Genomic DNA, 17,032 nt, shown 5'->3' with positions numbered 1-17,032 from the left:
AAACAAATAGATAGAGCGGTTCCGACGATTCCATCAAAACAGGAACCGCTCTAACGCGCAGGCTCTTCAAGATAAGCGTCGCCCCAATCGGCGCGGCGCGCCCAGCGGAAGAAATCGCCATCGCGTTTGGTGAACAGGCGCTCTTCCGCTGTTCCGTCACCCTTGCAGAGCTTCACTGAAACCTTGCCGCCGCCGACCCGCGGCGGCGCAATGACCCGCGCTTCAACCGCCTCGGACGGCTGGCGCACTGCCGCCAGATAGATGAATTTCTCATCTTCCCACGGCACTTCCGCATCCTTGGTCATGCGGTGAATGCGCGAACGCGCCACACGCCGCGAGAAATGGCACCAGTCCGGCGCGACCAGCGGGCATTCCAGCTGATGCGGACAGGGCGCGGCAATCACAGCACCCAATTCGATCAGCGCCTTGCGCGCATCGAGAATACGCTGCCAGCCCGCAGGTGTGCCTGGCTCGACAATCACGAACATCTGCCGCGTGGACGCCCAAAGCTGCGCAACCAGCTTGCGACGGTCATCGGGGGCCAGTTCATCGAGCACATAGGCGATGGTGACGAGATCGGCCTGCGGAAAATCGAGCTTTTCCCTCACCACATCGCCCGCCCGCCAGTTGAGCGATGCAAAGCCACTGTTTCCGGCAAGACTGCTGCCGACCGCGCGAATGGCCGGGCTTGCCTCGATCATCGTGGCGTTTTCAAGCGACGGCCAGCATCCACGGGCTGCCCACAGGGCCGTCCCTGGCCCTGCCCCGACATCGAGCATGGATTGCGGCGCAAAGTCCGGGCAGACTTCCGCAGCGCTGTCGAGACTGGCCCGCACCGCCGCATAAGTGGCGGGCAGACGCGCCGCGAGATAGGCCTTCGCGGCCAGATCGTCGGAAATATGCAGGCGACCGTCCCGCGTCTCCGCGCGATAGCGGCGCGACAGAAGATCGGAGGCGCGTTTGAGATCGGCCAATGCCACGCCCTCAAGCGCGGCATCCACCGCCTGACGCAAAATCGGAGGCAGTTCCATTGCCCGTCAGCGCTCCAGAACCTGCTTCACATCGACCAGATTGGAACGAACGCGCAGAATATAGAAGCCCATCGTGGTCAGATGCGACGGTGTAAACCATGCATCCGGGCTACCGTTGGAAACGATGAAAGGCTGCATGTCGAGCGCCGAGCGCATCTGCTTTTCCATCTCGTCCCACACGCCATCAAGGTGCTTTTCGGCCAAAACGCCGCGGAAATCGGAATGCGCCGAGCGGAGCAGGCCGTAATAGGCGTAAAGCTGGCCATAGGCGAACCAGAAACGGTCATCCGCGCGGGTGTCGAACCAGCCATTATGATAGTTTTCCGCCCGGTCCTTGAGAATTGCGGACGTCGAACCAAGGTCGCTGGCGATGCGATCGACAAACTGGATCAGATTGTCGGCGCGGGCATCAAAGGTCGCCTGACAGTTTTCAAGACGCGTGTTGAACGAACGCAGATCCTTGATCGCCGAGCGATAATAGCTGGGCGTCGGGGTCTTGGGGCCGAACGGACTCAGGCCGAAATACCAGGAATCCTCCGCAAACTGCAGATTGCCACGGGCCTTTTGCAGATCGCCATCAATCTGCGACGTGCCGCGCAGACGACCGATATTGTCCACCAGTTCAATCGCCGTGCGGCGCACAGCGGCATTGATGCCGCGCTGGAACGAAGCCTTATTATCGAGGAACGGTGTGCGATCCCAGTCCAGACCGAAGAAACCGGTCTTGTAGAGCAGCATGGAAGAAATCCACGCATTCTGGTTCACGTTGAAATCGGTAAGGTCGGCGGCAACCTCGGCAATCGCCGAACGCGAGCACTTGCGGGCCGATGACGGTATCTGCGCCGCCTGAACCGGCTGGCTTGCCGCCGGTGTTTCAGCAGATGGCTGATTGCTGTTCTCGGTCGCGGGCGCGGTGGAAGGTGCTGGCTCCGGCGCGACGGCAGGCGTCGAGTTTACTTCCTCGCCGGGCGTGTTTGCGGTCTGATAGCTATACTTTGCCGGATAGTCCGGGTCGAAATTGGTCCAGACCTGAGTCTGCCAGATAAAATAAATATAGAGCGCGGCCAGACCGACCACGACGACGCCAATCACGGCTTTCCACAATATTCCGAACTTCAGATAAACCCGCCATAAAGCGGCCAGTGGAACGGCTATCAGCCGGGCCAAACCCGCAATCATGCGACCAAGGAAGGAGAAAACGGCCCGTACTGCATTCCACACTATCAATCATCCTTCCATTGGCCCGCAATTCCGGGGCTTCGAACCATTCTCGCTCGCACATCGGGCCGTCGTAAAAAACGCCGTTTCCCGAAAAGCAGCGAGCAAGAAACGCTGTTCCTCTTCAAATAGAGTGCGCTCGTCTTTTCGACAACCGCGATCGCTCATCCAACTGATTTTATCCGGCATTTTGGCGCGACAGGGTTGAAACCGGGGGGCCGATCCGTAACATGGCGCAACTTGGAGCCGTTCCGGTAAAAGTGCGGGATATTTTTTCGTTCTCATCACGACAAAAGAGACAGACGTCGCAATCGAGAATATTTTCGCCGCTGTGGTACTTGAACGGCGCAATCTTTGGTGTTTGCTAAAGCCGGAACCGGAAAAATAAGCAAACCGTCAAAACGGCCCGGAAATGGAGAGAACAATGAAACTGACCTATACGCTTGCCTTTGCTGCGCTTGCCACGGGAACGGCAATGCTCGCGGCACCTGCTGCCAGCTTCGCGGCCGAACCGGAAAGCTGCTCGACCGTGCGCTTTTCCGATGTCGGCTGGACCGACATCACCTCGACAACTGCGGTTGCGACCGAAATTCTCAAAGGCCTCGGCTACAAGACCGATATCAAGGTTCTATCCGTGCCGGTGACTTATGCGTCGCTGAGCAAGAAGGACATCGACGTCTTCCTCGGCTACTGGAACCCTTCCATGAGTGCCGATCTGAAGCCTTATCTCGATGACAAGAGCGTTGAGACGCTGCGTACCAACCTCACCGGCGCGAAGTATACGCTTGCCGTGCCGAAATATGCCGCCGACGAAGGCCTGAAGGATTTCAAGGATATCGCCACCTTCAAGGACAAGCTCGGCGGCAAGATCTACGGCATCGAGCCGGGCAATGACGGCAATCGCCTGATCCTTGACATGATCAACAAGGACGCTTTCGGCCTGAAGTCGTTCGAACTGGCGGAATCCTCCGAACAGGGCATGCTTGCGCAGGTTGCGCGCGCCATCAAGAGCAAAGAGCCGGTTGTGTTCCTCGCATGGGAACCGCATCCGATGAACAAGCGCTTCGAGATCACTTATCTCACCGGCGGCGATGACTTCTTCGGTCCGAACCTCGGCGGCGCCAAGGTCGAAACCAATGTGCGCAAAGGCTACACGCAGGAATGCCCAAATGTCGGCAAGTTCCTGACCAATCTCGAATTCAACCTCGACCTCGAAAACGAGATCATGGGCAAGATTCTGGACGATGGCGCAGAGCCTTCGAAGGCTGCGACCGACTGGCTCAAGGCCAATCCCGCCGCGCTCGACAAGTGGCTCGCAGGCGTGACGACGGTTGACGGCAAGGATGGTCTGCCTGCCGTTAAATCGGCCCTCGGCCTTTGATGTGAAGCACTCGCAGGCCGCGGTTAAACCCGCGGCCTTTCCATCTGTAGATACTCAGGCACGCAGCAGGAGACTTCATCGTTGAACTGGCTGACGGACTATAAAATTCCGGTTGGACCGACTGCAAAGACGGTCGTTGACTGGCTGACGAACAATATGGGTGGCTTTTTCGACCTGCTGGCAGCGGTCATGCAAAGCATGATCGACGCCCTGCTTTTCGTCCTGAAACTGCCGCACCCGCTGCTGCTGATCGCCATATTCGCAGTGATTGCCTGGCTGATCCAGCGCCGCATTTCGGTGGTCGTGCTGACGATCCTGGGCTTTCTGTTCATTCTCAATCAGGGTTACTGGGACCGCACGCTGGAAACGCTGACGCTTGTGCTTTCGTCCTGTGTTCTCTGCATGGCCATCGGCGTTCCGCTCGGCATTGCCGCAGCGCATCGTCCGACGCTTTACGCGGCCATGCGACCGGTGCTCGATCTCATGCAGACGCTGCCCACCTTCGTCTATCTGATCCCGGCCATCGTCTTTTTCGGCATTGGCATGGTGCCCGGCCTGCTCGCCACAGCCATTTTCGTTCTGCCCGCGCCGGTGCGTCTGACACATCTCGGCGTTTCGTCCACGCCATCCTCCTTGATCGAAGCTGGCGAAGCCTTCGGCGCTTCCCGGTCCCAGCTTCTCTGGAAGATTGAGCTGCCCTATGCCATGCCGCAAATTCTGGCGGGCCTGACCCAGACGATCATGCTGTCGCTTTCGATGGTGGTTATCGCCGCTCTCGTGGGGGCCGATGGTCTTGGCGTTCCGGTCGTCCGCGCGCTGAACTCGGTCAACACCGCGCTCGGCTTCGAGGCTGGCCTTGTCATCGTCGTGGTCGCCATTGTGCTCGACCGCATCTTCCGCGCTGGGCGCGAGAAATAGGAGATCGCGGATGACCATTATCGCAATTGAAGATGTCTGCATCATTTTCGGCAAGAACACGGATAATGCGCTGGCGCTTGCTGATCGCGGTGCAACGCGATCCCAGATTCAGGCCGAAACCGGCCATGTTCTGGGTGTGCACAACTGCACGCTGAATATCGAGGAAGGCGAAATCCTTGTTCTGATGGGCCTGTCCGGTTCCGGCAAGTCCACGCTGCTGCGCGCCATCAACCGGCTCAACCCGATTTCGCGCGGCCGCGTCACGGTGCGGGATGGCGACCGGGGCATCGACGTCGGCAAGGCGGATCGCAACACGCTGCGCCATCTGCGCACCGAACTTGTTTCGATGGTCTTTCAGCAATTCGGCCTGCTGCCCTGGCGCACCGTCGAGGAGAATGTCGCCTTCGGGCTGGAAATCTCCGGTATGGGCAAAGAAGAGCGCACTTCCAAGGCCCGCCAGCAGCTCGAACTAGTCGGGCTTCAGGACTGGGCCAAGCGAAAGGTCGGTGAATTATCCGGCGGCATGCAGCAGCGCGTCGGTCTCGCCCGCGCCTTTGCCACCGGCGCGCCGATCCTGCTGATGGACGAACCCTTCTCGGCGCTTGATCCGCTGATCCGCACGCGGTTGCAGGACGAGCTTCTGGCCTTCCAGTCGCGCTTAAAGAAAACCATTGTCTTCGTCAGTCACGATCTTGATGAGGCCATGAAGATCGGCAATCGCATCGCCATTATGGAGGGTGGGCGCATCGTGCAATGCGGAACGCCGCAGGAAATCCTGCTGCAACCCGCCGACCAGTATGTCGCCGATTTCGTCGCTCACATGAATCCGCTTGGCGTGCTGCGCGCGGGCGATATCATGACGCCGTTCGACCGTAACGCCGCCCCTCGCCCCTTTGCGGCCACAGCGCGACGGGAAACGCTGGTGCGCGAGCTGATGAATGCCGTTGCCGACAGCAGCGGCGATGTCGGCATCGTCGAGAATGGCAACATCATCGGAAAGGTCGCGGCCGATGATATCGTCCGGGCGCTCGCCTGGCACCAACAACGCGCTGGCTGAACAAACAAAAACGCCGCCCTTTACAGGCGGCGTTTTTGTTTCAGGATTTGCGGTAACCCGTTAAGCCTGTGCGGCCTGTCTGGCGGCGGCACGCGCCTCGACGCGGGCGCGAATGGCATCCACATCCGCACGCGGCGTCGCGGCAAACAGCTTCTTCGTATAATCGTGCTGCGGATTGTTGAACACGTCGTCACGCGACCCGTATTCAACCACCTCACCAAAATACATCACCATCACCTCGTCAGCGATATAGCGCACCACCGAAAGGTCGTGGCTGATGAAGACATAGGTGAGACCGAACTCTTCCTGCAGGTCGGACAACAGGTTCAGCACCTGCGCCTGCACCGACAGATCGAGCGCAGAAACCGGCTCGTCGAGAATCAGCAGCTTCGGATTGAGCATCAGCGCGCGCGCAATGGCGATACGCTGGCGCTGGCCGCCCGAGAACATATGCGGATAGCGGTTGAAGTGCTCGCGACCGAGACCAACCTTCAACAACATCTGCATCGCCTTGGCGCGACGCTCTTCCGCCGACATATTCGTGTTCAGTAGCAGCGGTTCGGCCAGCACATCGCCGATCTTCTGGCGTGGATTGAGCGAACCGTAAGGATTCTGGAACACGATCTGCACCTTCTGGCGCATTTCGGCGGTCAGCCCGTCACGAGCGATGTTCACATCCTTGCCGCCGATCATCAGATCGCCGGAAGTCTGCGGATCGATCATGGTGAGGATGCGCGCCAGTGTGGACTTGCCGCAACCCGATTCGCCAACGATTGCCAGCGTCTTGCCCTTTTCGAGCTTGAAGCTGACGCCCTTGACGGCATGAACCACCTTCGGCTTGCCGAACAGGCCGCCGCCGACATGGTAATCGCGCTTGATATCGCGCGCTTCGAGAACGATCTCGCTCATCGCGCTTCTCCTGCACTGGTCTCGTCAAAAGCGAAATCCGACACCGTCGGCAGACGGTCGCCTGTGGCATTTTCCGGCAGAGCCGACAGAAGCGCGCGCGTGTAAGGGCTTTTCGGTGCGGAAAACAGCGACAGCACGTCGGCGTCCTCCATCTTGTGACCTTTATACTGCACGATGACACGATCCGCCGTTTCAGCGACGACACCCATATCGTGGGTGATCATGATCAGGCCCATGCCATGCTCCACCTGAAGCCGCATCAGCAGATCGAGGATCTGCTTTTGGATCGTCACGTCGAGAGCCGTGGTCGGCTCATCAGCGATCAGTAGCTTCGGATTGCAGGCAATCGCGATAGCAATCATAACACGCTGGCACTGGCCGCCCGACATCTGATGCGGGAAGCTGCCGAGACGCTCAGAGGCATCGCGGATTCCAACCAGTTCGAGAAGCTCGATCGCGCGAGCACGGCTCGCCGAACCATTCATGCCCATATGCTGCCTGAGCGCTTCTTCAAGCTGATAACCGACCGTGAAGCACGGATTGAGGCTCGCAACAGGCTCCTGAAAGATCATCGAAATGTCGCGACCAATGATCTGGCGGCGCTCCGAACTGGAAAGCGTGCGCAAATCCTTGCCGTCGAACGACATCTTGTCCGCCGTCACGGTCGCGGTCTTGGGCAGAAGGCCCATCACTGCGAGCATGCCGACCGACTTGCCCGAACCGGACTCGCCGACAATGGCCAGAACTTCGCCCTTGTCGACCGTGATATCGATGCCATCGACCGCCTTGAAAGGACCAGTCGAAGTATCGAACGAAACCGTAAGGTTCTTGATTTCAAGCAAAGCCATCGATCAGCTCCTCTTGAGTTTCGGGTCAAGCGCATCGCGCAGACCGTCGCCGATCAGATTGATGGCGAGAACAGTGATCAGGATTGCCAGACCCGGGAAGGTCACAATCCACCAGGCGCTGGTGATGAACTCGCGCGCCGATGCGAGCATGGTGCCCCATTCCGGCGTTGGCGGCTGTGCGCCCATGCCAAGGAAGCCCAATGCCGCCACGTCGAGGATGGCGTTGGAAAACGACATCGTCGCCTGCACCACGAGGGGCGCGAGACAGTTCGGCAGGATGGTCTTGAACATCAGGCGCAGCCTGCTTGCTCCGGCAAGCTTGGCCGCGGTCACGTATTCGCGTTCCTTTTCCGCCATGACGGCGGCGCGGGTGAGACGAGAAAAATGCGGCAGCAAGACAAGCGTGATCGCAAGCACGGCATTGATGAGGCCCGGTCCCAGAATAGCCACCAGAACCAGCGCCAGCAGCAGCGACGGGAATGCCAGGATCACGTCCATGATGCGCATGAACACCGTATCGACGCCGCCACCGAAATAGCCGGTGATGAGGCCGATGGTGATGCCGAGGCACATCGAAATGATGACGATGACGAAACCGACCAGCAGCGAATATTGTGCGCCATAGATCAGGCGGGACAGAATATCACGGCCCACCTCATCCGTTCCAAGCAGGAACTGGGTCGAACCGCCTTCCTGCCAGAAAGGCGGCAGCTTGATGTAGTCGCGGAACTGATCGACAGGACTATGCGGTGCAATGACCGGCGCCAGAATGGCCACGAGAATGACCGCCATGAAGACGTAGAGGCCGATAACCGCGCCGCGATTGACGCTGAAATAGAACCAGAAATCCTTCAGCGCGCGCATCTTGCCGATGTCGTTTGCGGCTTCCGGCTGAATAGCTGAGTGTGTCATGATACCCTCACTTATGCCGGATACGCGGATTGATCAGGCCGTACAGCAGATCGACCACCAGATTGACCACCATGATAATGGCGGCAATCAGCAGCAGACCGCTCTGCACGACCGGATAGTCGCGGCGGAAAATGGAATCGAGCATCCATTTTCCGATGCCAGGCCAGGAGAAGATGGTCTCCGTCAGGATCGCACCGGCCATCAGCACACCGACCTGCAAGCCGATTGTCGTGATGACGGGGATCATGGCGTTGCGCAGCGCGTGAATGCCCACGACGCGGCGCGTCGGCAGACCCTTGGCGCGGGCGGTGCGCACATAGTCCTCACCCAGCACTTCCAGCATCGCCGAGCGCGTCTGGCGCGCAATGACCGCGAGCGGAATGGTCGCCAGCACGATGGTCGGCAGGATGAGATGCGAGACCGCCGAAAGGAACGCGCCCTTCTGGTCCGACATCAGGCTGTCGATCAGCATGAAACCCGTCACCGACGGGAAGAAATAGAGGAGCGAAATGCGGCCTGAAACCGGCGTCCACTGCAATATGCCCGAGAAGAAGATGATGAGCAAAAGCGCCCACCAGAAAATCGGCATCGAGTAACCAACCAGGGAAATGCCCATGAGGCCCTGATCGAACCAGGAACCGCGCTTGACGGCGGCGATGACGCCTACCGGAATGCCAAGGCACATCACCACAATGTTCGCGCAGATCATCAGCTCTACCCTAGCTCCAAACAGCGTGAAAGATTCATCCTGAACGGGCTTCTTGGTCACCAGAGACTGGCCAAAATCGCCGTGCAGCAGGTTCCAGACATAATCCAGATATTGCTGCCAGATGGGGCGGTCAAAGCCGAGCTGCGCCATCAGTTCTGCATGGCGTTCCGGGCTGACGCCGCGCTCGCCTGCCATCAGCAGGACGGGATCGCCGGGCAGGACCCGGACGAAAGCGAAAGCAACGATCGTGATGCCAATGAAGGTCGGCACCAGATAGATGAGTTTGTTTAATATAAAACGAAACATACAAAAACTCCGACCGGGTGCGGAGGAACCCTCCACACCCGGCCGCTGGTGTTGTTAGACTTTACTCGGAGATATCGACATCTTCGAAGCGATAGTCACCAAGCGGGCTCTGCTTGAAGCCCGTAACCTTGGCCGACATCGGCACGAAGACCGTCGAGTGAGCGATGGTGTTCCAAGGAGCCTGCTCCTTGAAGATCACCTGCGCTTCTTCGTAAAGCTTGGTGCGTTCTTCCTGGCTGGTCGAAACCTTGGCCTTCTGGATCAGGTCTTCGAACGGCTTGTAGCACCACTGGGCGCGGTTGTTGTTGCCAACGCCGGCGCAGCCGAGAAGCGTGCCCATGAAGTTGTCCGGATCGCCATTGTCACCGGTCCAGCCGAGGATGACGGAACCGTCGCGGTCCTTGTCGGACGACTTCTTGAGGTATTCGCCCCATTCCATCGAAACGATTTCGGCGCTGACGCCAACCTTGGCAAGATCGGACTGCATGAGTTCGGCAGTACGACGAGCGTTCGGCATGTACGGACGGCTGACAGGCATCGCCCACAGCTTCATCTTGAGATCCTTGACGCCAGCGGCTTCAAGAGCCTTCTTGGCAGCTTCCGGATCGTACTTGTCGTCTTCGACCTTGTCGTTATAGCCCCACATTGTCGGCGGGATCGGGTTCTTGGCAACCTGGCCCTGACCCTGGAACACGGCATCGACGATGGCCTGCTTGTTGATAGCCTGGTTCAGGGCCTTGCGGACTTCCGGCTTATCGTAAGGCGCCTTCAGCGTGTTATACGCGAAGTAAGCCACGTTCAGGCCAGCCTGTTCGTCAACCTTGAGGTTGGAATCGGCCTGAAGGCCCTTGATGTCAGCCGGAGCCGGATAGGACATCAGGTGGCATTCGCCAGCCTTCAACTTCTGCGCGCGCACAGCTGGATCGGTCGTGATTGCGAAGACGAGATCGTCGATCTTCGGCTTGCCACCCCAATAGTCGGGATTGGCCTTGAAGCGAACGACGGCGTCCTTCTGGTAGGCGACGAACTGGAACGGGCCAGTGCCGACCGGAATCTGATTGAGATCGTCCTTCTTGCCGTCGGCAGCCAGCTTGTCGGTGTATTCCTTCGAGATGATCGAAGCGAAAGGCATCGAGATATTGGCGAGGAACGGTGCTTCCGGACGGTTCAGCACGAACTTGACGGTGTAATCGTCAACCTTGACGATGTCCTTGATCAGCGCGCCCATTTCCATGCTGTCGAAATACTCGTAGGTGATCCCTGCGGTATACTGGTGCCATGGATTGTCCTTGTTGCGCATGCGATCGAACGAGAAGATCACGTCATCCGCATTGAATTCGCGGGTCGGCGTGAAATAGTCGTTCGAATGGAACTTCACGCCCTTGCGCAGATGGAAGGTGTATTCCAGACCGTCGCTGGAAACGTCCCAGCTTTCAGCGAGACCCGGCACAACCTTGGTCGTTCCGTTCTCGAATTCGGCAAGACGATTATAAACCGGATGCGCAGACGCATCGAACGTGTCACCGCCCGTATATGCCGCCGGATCGAAGCCTTCTGGCGATGCCGGAGAGCAATACACAAAAGTCTTTGCCGAAGCAGCACCGCTCATAAGAGCCACCAGCGCGGTTGCAGCCAGGAGTGTTTTGTACATTTTCATTTATTGTCCGCCTCCACGGAAAAGTGTGCCGCGCGCGCCCCATTGCCCGCAGCCTGGCCTATCGAAACGCTTGGTTCCCCACTTTGCAAGCGCAATTGTTAGAACCAGTTCACATTCTTATGCGTTTATCACCTATATTTTTAGATTTTAATTTCTTCAAATTGCCATATTGCGGAATATTGCGCTAAAGGCGGTCAAATCATAATATTATTTGCGCAAATTTTCGCATAACGTCACGCAGCGGTTGCACGGCATCTTTGGAATCGCTGAAATTGCGGGCAATATCAGTGCGCAGGCCTGTTCCATTGTGCAGAAACCAGCTAATAGCGGATTATCATACTCAAGTTTATGACAGCGCGATGAACCAGACCAAAGAGCCAATCGATTCTCCCATCAGGCCGACAACGCCGGAAGCCATTCAGCTGGCAAAGACGCTGATGCGCACGGCGCGTTATGGCGCGCTGGCAGTGCTGGATGCGAAAACAGGTCGCCCGCTGGCAAGCCGCGTTGCAGTCGCGACCGACACGGACGGCACGCCGCTCATTCTGGTTTCGGGGCTGGCCGCGCACACGCCGGGCCTCATCGCCAATCCCGCCTGCTCTCTGCTGCTGGGCGAACCCGGCAAGGGCGACCCGCTTGCCCATCCGCGCATTACGTTGCATTGCGACGCCGAAAGGGTCGAGCGGACAGCGGATGATTATCCACGCCTGCGCCGCCGCTATCTCAACCACAATCCAAAAGGCGCGCTTTATGTCGATCTTGGCGACTTCGCGTTCTTCCGCATGAATGTGCTTGGCGCCAGCCTGAATGGCGGCTTCGGCAAAGCCTTCATCCTCGCAACCGAGGACCTGATCTGTCCCGCAGCCACCGCCGAAAGTATAGCTCCCAACGAACAGGACATTCTTGATAGTGTCAAAGAAAACGGAGAAGATGCCATCGCTGCCCGCATCAGCCAGATGACCGGCACAGCGACTAGGCCGTTGAAGGTGGTGGGGATAGACCCCGATGGTCTCGACATCGCAGCTGGCAATGAGATCGTTCGACTCCCCTTCTCGCGGAGCTGCGCCAGCGCAGCCGAAGTGCGCGCAGAACTGCTAAAAATGACCGCCTCGCCCGCCTGAAACGGATTCATGCTCTTTTTGGGACAAATTTGCGCGATTTAAACATGGGCGAATTTAAGCAAGGTCTTTTCAAACCAAATACCAACCATTAAATTTGACCTGCGTGTTCCAAAATGGAAACGTCATTTGAACCTACCAGCGGTCTTACGGGGGTATGACAGCAGATGAATAAAGAACATACTTTTTGTGATTTAACAGAAAATGCAGATCAGGCAGCAGATTTTCTTTCAGCACTCGCAAACAACAAGCGACTATTGATTTTATGCAAGCTGCTACACAATGAAATGTCTGTTGGCGCGCTCGCCAAAGCCATTGACCTCAGTCAGTCGGCTTTGTCGCAGCATCTGGCCAAATTACGGGCTCTCGACCTTGTTTCGACCCGACGCGATGCCCAGACCATTTACTACATGGTTTCGTCACCGCATATCGAGTTGATGTTGTCGACGCTCTCAAGTCTCTATATGAGTCCGACACCGCGCCGGCAGGAACAGCCGGTATTAGCCATCGCCTAAAGCATGAGGTTACAGCCGTGCAATGAAACAAGAAGATCATTTGCACGGCTGTCTTCAAAGAATAGACGATCCGGCTGACGAACGTCTTTCCCCCTATCGCGACATTCGCGAAAAAGACCTCGTCGGACGCCAGAAGCGTTTCATCGCCGAAGGCAAGGTCGTCATCAATGTGCTGTTCTCTTCCACCGCGCGCTTTGAGACAGAATCGTTGCTCGTGCTGGAAAATCGTCTCGACGGACTGACGGAACAGCTGAAACAGATCCCTGCGGGCACCCCGGTCTATTGCGTGCCGCAGACCGTCATGGATGCCGTCGCGGGCTTTCACGTTCACCGCGGCATTCTCGCCGTTGGTCGCCGCAAGCCGCAGCCGGAATTGGCTGACTTGCTGGCCACGCTTCCGCAACGGTCGCTGGTCACGGTGCTGTGCGGCATATCCAATCACGACAATGTCGGTTCCATTTTCCGCAACGCTGCCGCCTTCAAGGCCGATTGTGTGCTGATGGATGAAACCTGCTGCGATCCGCTTTATCGCAAGGCCATTCGTGTTTCAGTCGGCGCAACGCTGAAAGTACCCTATTTTCATGGCGGGCGTATCGATGAGATTCTTGGTGCGCTCCAAGATGCAGATTTCAACGTGCTGGCGCTGAGCCCGTCGTCGGAAACCAGCATCTATCAGGCAACCGGACTTGATCGTCAGGCGCTGCTGCTTGGCACAGAAGGCGAAGGACTGCCGCAACGGCTTCTGGCGCGTCTGCAGACGGCCCGCATTCCCATGTCGAAGGAATTCGATAGCCTGAATGTCGCCACCGCTTCCGGCATCGCCCTGTCGCGCTTCAGCCGGTTTCAATAATTCGCGCGCAAAGAAAGAGGCGGGCGCTTTCACACCCGCCTTGATGTTTTTCAATCGCTTCTGAAACGGGTCAGGCTGCCGAAGCGTTTGCCGTTCCGGCCACCAGACGGCGCAGCATTTCTTCCGCCTGCGGTTCGCGTTCGGACCGGCCAATGAAGCCGCCGCCGAAGACGCGTGCCGTATTGCTTTCGTCGGAATAAAGCACGCAGGCCTGTCCCGGAGCAATACCGCTTTCGCCATCGACCAGTTCAACCCAGGTCTTGCCATCCCCATGACGCAGAACGGCAGGGCGCGGCGGACGCGTGGAGCGAACCTTGGCGAAAACTTCCATTCCACCTTCTGGCAGATCACTGATCGGGCCATCACCCAGCCAGTTGATATCACGCAGGAACACCTTGTGCGTTTCCAGCGCCTCACGCGGACCAACGATGACGCGCGCATTGGCGGCATCGAGATGCACGACATAAAGCGCCTCGCCGGTGGCCACGCCGATGCCGCGGCGCTGGCCGACCGTGTAATGCACAATGCCGTCGTGACGGCCAAGCGTGCGACCGTCGATATGGACGATATCGCCCGGATTGGCTGCTTCCGGCTTCAACCGGGAGATAATGTCGGAATATTTGCCCTGCGGCACGAAGCAGATATCCTGGCTATCCTGCTTCTTGGCAACCGTCAGGCCCATTTCCTCGGCGATTTCACGCACCTGCGCCTTTGGCAGATGGCCGAGCGGGAAACGCAGATAGTCGATCTGCTCCTGCGTGGTCGCAAAAAGGAAATAGCTCTGGTCGCGGTCGGTATCGACGGGACGATAGAGCGAGCGATGCGCACCATTTGCACGGCTGCGAATATAATGCCCGGTCGCCAGAGCGTCGGCGCCAAGATCGCGCGCGGTCTGGAGAAGGTCAGCAAACTTGACCGTCTGGTTACAGGAAACGCATGGGATTGGCGTCTCGCCGCTGACATAGGAATTCGCAAACGGATCGATCACGGCTTCGCGGAAACGCGCTTCGTAATCGAGGACGTAGTGGGGAATGCCGAGGCTTTCCGAAACGCGGCGGGCGTCTTCGATATCCTGTCCTGCACAACAGGAGCCGGCGCGATGAACTGCTGCGCCATGATCATAAAGCTGCAGCGTCACGCCAACGACGTCATAACCTTCACGTTTGAGAATCCCGGCCACAACAGATGAATCGACGCCGCCCGACATGGCGACGACAACGCGCGTGTCTTCCGGCTTTCCCGGCAGATCGAGGCTGTTCAGGCTCATGATTGATTCCAGCTTCCGGGCATGCGCCCTGCTTCTCAAAATTCAGATTTCTAAGGCCTATATAGGCGAAACTGCGGCAATTTGCCAAGGTGTCGCAGAATAAACATTGGTCGAATTGCGACCCGGCCCCCCACACTTCCCCGTGAAATTCGCAGAAAAATGGCCGAATTGCTTCGGTCGGCTCATTTTTCGTCAAAATTTTTTCAAGTGTTACCAGAGTGTTACCGGCGGTTTAGGTAATTTTTAAAGCTGTGGCGCTAGTCTCACACTCGATTAGGTCCTTGAGTGTTGTGTAGAGAGTACAATGACCGATCTGGTAAGACCGCGTATAAAGTATGTAATTGGTCCCGATGGCAGCCCGCTGACCATTGCGGACCTTCCCCCCGCCAATACAAGGCGCTGGGTCATCCGCCGCAAGGCCGAAGTTGTCGCTGCTGTTCGCGGCGGGCTTCTGAGCCTTGAGGAGGCATGCCAGCGTTATACATTGACGGTGGAGGAGTTCCTTGGCTGGCAATCCTCAATCGACGAGCATGGTCTCGCCGGTCTCAGGACGACCAGAATTCAGCAATATCGGCACTGATGGATCGGGCCGGGATTGAACCCTTGTGTTCAATCATCCGCGCCAATCCGGCCTATGGATCTGATAAATTGAAAACCGGCCCACTGGGCCGGTTTTTGTTTGCGCAATTCATTCCTATCACTACAGTTGCAAATTCGTCAGGCCGTGGCGAAAAGAGTGATTTTCGAGTACCGGAGCGGAGCGTACTTCAAGGTACGTGAGCACCGGAACGCAGAAAATTGCTCTTTGCAGTCCGGCATCACGAAGAATGCAACTGTAGTGCTATGTTGAAGACTGTATGCGTTCACACTGGAGGATGGCATGAGCGGAAATATCGACATTCGCAAGGAAGACAGTTCCGATGGCGGACGCTATGTGGCGTCGCTGGATGGCAGCGAAGCCGAAATGACCTACACCAGGCTGGGGCCGTCCCTCATTTCCGTCGATCACACGCGCGTGCCGGAAGCGATGCGTGGCAAAGGTGCCGCACAGGCGCTGGCCAAGAACGCTATTCTTGATGCGCGCCGTAATGGCTGGAAAATCATTCCGCGTTGCAGCTTCATGCATGCGCAGGCAACGCGTCACCCCGATTGGTCGGACGTGATCACCAACGGCTGATACGAATCGCCAAACAACAGAAACACCGGCCAGACGCATTTGAAGCATTTCCAGCAAAAGTGCGTAGCGCCTACGCGGGGAAATCAGTCCACTGGACTGATTTCTGGTCCCGCTTCGATGCGCAGGATAATGCGTAAAAACAAATAGATAGTGCGGTTCCACGATTCCGTCTTAATCGTAACCGCTCTGGCCCGGTGTTTTTGAATCAGAATCGGATCAGGGATCGATCAGGCTTTGGGCAATTCCTGAATGCGGCTTGCCAGACTTTTGGAAACGGCTTTGCCATTCTTCACGCTTTGGCCGCCCGCTGTTTCTGCCGCTTGCAGAATGCCATGAATGGGCGAATCGGGGCCTTCCTTTTCAGCGGTTGCAGCGACCATGCGCGCAGCAAGCTCCGCCATTTCTTCGCGAAGAGCTGCATTCTGGCGCATGATCTCCGCCTGATCCGTATCGGTCAGCGCATGGGCCACGGCACCACCACGCGAAAAACGTTCCAGCTTTTCCTGTGCATCCGATAGTTCGGAAATCAGCTTTTCCAGCTTCTGCTGCAAATCGCCATTCCGGCGTTTCTCGCTCTTCAATTCCGTTTGCGCCGAAGTGAGCTGCGTTGAAAGCTCGTTATAGCGGGCAGTTGCTTCCTTACGGTCACGGCGCATTTCTGTCATCTCGCTCGACAAGCGGCCACGTTCGGCCTCGTTAGCGCTTATCTCGATACGCAGCGTATCCGCAAGCCCCTCCAGCGCAGTGTAATGGCTTTGCATTCGTTCTAGCTCGGCTTGCAGGATTTCAGACTTTTCCGATGCCGCCTGCCGGGACGCCCTGGCGTCCGACAGCATCTGATCCTGTTCAGCCAGTTTCTTTTCAATGGCGGACTGGCCTTCCTCAAGCAAGGGAATGCGCTTCAGCTCTTCATATTGGCGGCCAAGCACGACGGCCTGTTCGGCAGCCTTCTGGCGTTCCCGCTTCAACTGCTGCTCCAGCTTGCTGATGGCCACGGCAAATTCGGCGCGCAAACCGTCCTTGTCTGCACGAATTTCCGCAAGCGTAATCGGCAACTCGGCCTGAACCTGCCGTCGCGCCAGAAAGAAAGCGCGCCGCCAGACCGATGGCCCGAGCAGGATCAGGACGAAAACCGTCACAAGAACGCCAAGCAGGAAGA

Annotated in this window: 17 protein-coding genes; 8 read left to right on the top strand and 9 right to left on the bottom strand. The window is 57.6% G+C overall.

The window, feature by feature from the left end:
• Positions 1-50 precede the first annotated feature (50 nt).
• Together HWD97_RS09305 and HWD97_RS09300 are read right to left on the bottom strand one after the other, a co-directional pair.
• The gene (locus HWD97_RS09305; RefSeq protein ID WP_371834962.1) at positions 51-1,031 is read right to left on the bottom strand and encodes a small ribosomal subunit Rsm22 family protein; all 981 of its coding nucleotides are present in this window, start codon (positions 1,029-1,031) and stop codon (positions 51-53) included.
• A gap of 6 nt (positions 1,032-1,037) precedes the next feature.
• On the bottom strand, positions 1,038-2,258 hold the full coding sequence (locus tag HWD97_RS09300) for a DUF2333 family protein (protein ID WP_109369528.1): 1,221 nt from the start codon (positions 2,256-2,258) through the stop codon (positions 1,038-1,040).
• Positions 2,259-2,661: 403 nt separating this feature from the next.
• Between HWD97_RS09300 and HWD97_RS09295 the strand changes: the two genes are divergently transcribed.
• The 3 genes from HWD97_RS09295 (at position 2,662) to choV (ending at position 5,605) form a co-directional block, all read left to right on the top strand.
• Complete coding sequence (locus tag HWD97_RS09295; RefSeq protein WP_109369529.1) at positions 2,662-3,630, top strand: choline ABC transporter substrate-binding protein; 969 nt, start codon at positions 2,662-2,664, stop codon at positions 3,628-3,630.
• 81 nt (positions 3,631-3,711) lie between these two features.
• Positions 3,712-4,548 carry a choline ABC transporter permease subunit gene (gene choW, locus HWD97_RS09290; protein ID WP_109369530.1) on the top strand — a complete coding sequence of 279 codons (837 nt, stop codon included), beginning with the start codon at positions 3,712-3,714 and terminating at the stop codon, positions 4,546-4,548.
• 10 nt (positions 4,549-4,558) lie between these two features.
• Positions 4,559-5,605 (top strand): choline ABC transporter ATP-binding protein, encoded by a 1,047-nt coding sequence (gene choV, locus HWD97_RS09285; protein WP_109369531.1) that lies wholly within the window; start codon positions 4,559-4,561, stop codon positions 5,603-5,605.
• A 60-nt stretch (positions 5,606-5,665) separates the two neighbouring features.
• Here choV and HWD97_RS09280 read toward each other — a convergent pair whose 3' ends face one another.
• From HWD97_RS09280 to HWD97_RS09260, 5 genes are all read right to left on the bottom strand, one after another.
• A complete protein-coding gene (locus tag HWD97_RS09280) occupies positions 5,666-6,514 on the bottom strand; it encodes a dipeptide ABC transporter ATP-binding protein (RefSeq protein ID WP_124915830.1) in 849 nt (282 codons plus the stop codon).
• The gene (locus HWD97_RS09275; protein WP_109369533.1) at positions 6,511-7,362 is read right to left on the bottom strand and encodes an ABC transporter ATP-binding protein; all 852 of its coding nucleotides are present in this window, start codon (positions 7,360-7,362) and stop codon (positions 6,511-6,513) included. The genes HWD97_RS09280 and HWD97_RS09275 overlap by 4 nt, the downstream gene beginning before the upstream one ends.
• A gap of 3 nt (positions 7,363-7,365) precedes the next feature.
• Entirely contained in the window at positions 7,366-8,274 is a 909-nt protein-coding gene (locus HWD97_RS09270; protein ID WP_104756074.1) for an ABC transporter permease subunit, read from the bottom strand.
• 7 nt (positions 8,275-8,281) lie between these two features.
• Positions 8,282-9,289 (bottom strand): ABC transporter permease subunit, encoded by a 1,008-nt coding sequence (locus tag HWD97_RS09265; RefSeq protein ID WP_371834961.1) that lies wholly within the window; start codon positions 9,287-9,289, stop codon positions 8,282-8,284.
• Positions 9,290-9,350: 61 nt separating this feature from the next.
• Positions 9,351-10,946: an ABC transporter substrate-binding protein gene (locus HWD97_RS09260; protein WP_109369535.1), complete on the bottom strand. Its 1,596-nt coding sequence runs from the start codon at positions 10,944-10,946 to the stop codon at positions 9,351-9,353.
• Between the two features lie 359 nt (positions 10,947-11,305).
• Here HWD97_RS09260 and HWD97_RS09255 point away from each other — a divergent pair, with 359 nt between their 5' ends.
• From HWD97_RS09255 to HWD97_RS09245, 3 genes are all read left to right on the top strand, one after another.
• Positions 11,306-12,067: a HugZ family protein gene (locus HWD97_RS09255; RefSeq protein WP_109369536.1), complete on the top strand. Its 762-nt coding sequence runs from the start codon at positions 11,306-11,308 to the stop codon at positions 12,065-12,067.
• 164 nt (positions 12,068-12,231) lie between these two features.
• Positions 12,232-12,579, top strand: coding sequence for a helix-turn-helix transcriptional regulator (locus HWD97_RS09250; RefSeq protein WP_109369537.1), 348 nt, complete (start codon positions 12,232-12,234; stop codon positions 12,577-12,579).
• A gap of 22 nt (positions 12,580-12,601) precedes the next feature.
• A complete protein-coding gene (locus HWD97_RS09245) occupies positions 12,602-13,429 on the top strand; it encodes a TrmH family RNA methyltransferase (RefSeq protein ID WP_371834960.1) in 828 nt (275 codons plus the stop codon).
• A gap of 70 nt (positions 13,430-13,499) precedes the next feature.
• Here the strand turns inward: HWD97_RS09245 and mnmA are convergent, their stop codons facing one another.
• Positions 13,500-14,696 (bottom strand): tRNA 2-thiouridine(34) synthase MnmA, encoded by a 1,197-nt coding sequence (gene mnmA / locus HWD97_RS09240; RefSeq protein ID WP_180917913.1) that lies wholly within the window; start codon positions 14,694-14,696, stop codon positions 13,500-13,502.
• A 304-nt stretch (positions 14,697-15,000) separates the two neighbouring features.
• Here mnmA and HWD97_RS09235 point away from each other — a divergent pair, with 304 nt between their 5' ends.
• Entirely contained in the window at positions 15,001-15,276 is a 276-nt protein-coding gene (locus HWD97_RS09235; RefSeq protein WP_010659559.1) for a DUF1153 domain-containing protein, read from the top strand.
• 300 nt (positions 15,277-15,576) lie between these two features.
• Positions 15,577-15,873, top strand: a complete 297-nt coding sequence (locus HWD97_RS09230) for a GNAT family N-acetyltransferase (protein WP_109369539.1) — start codon at positions 15,577-15,579, stop codon at positions 15,871-15,873.
• A 227-nt stretch (positions 15,874-16,100) separates the two neighbouring features.
• Here HWD97_RS09230 and HWD97_RS09225 read toward each other — a convergent pair whose 3' ends face one another.
• Positions 16,101-17,027: a hypothetical protein gene (locus HWD97_RS09225; RefSeq protein WP_319080632.1), complete on the bottom strand. Its 927-nt coding sequence runs from the start codon at positions 17,025-17,027 to the stop codon at positions 16,101-16,103.
• Positions 17,028-17,032 lie beyond the last annotated feature (5 nt).

It is taken from the genome of Ochrobactrum sp. C6C9 (assembly GCF_022627935.1).
GTDB lineage: Bacteria > Pseudomonadota > Alphaproteobacteria > Rhizobiales > Rhizobiaceae > Brucella > Brucella teleogrylli.
Note: the sequence above shows the minus strand (reverse complement) of the source record. Positions and strands in the feature narration are given on the sequence as shown.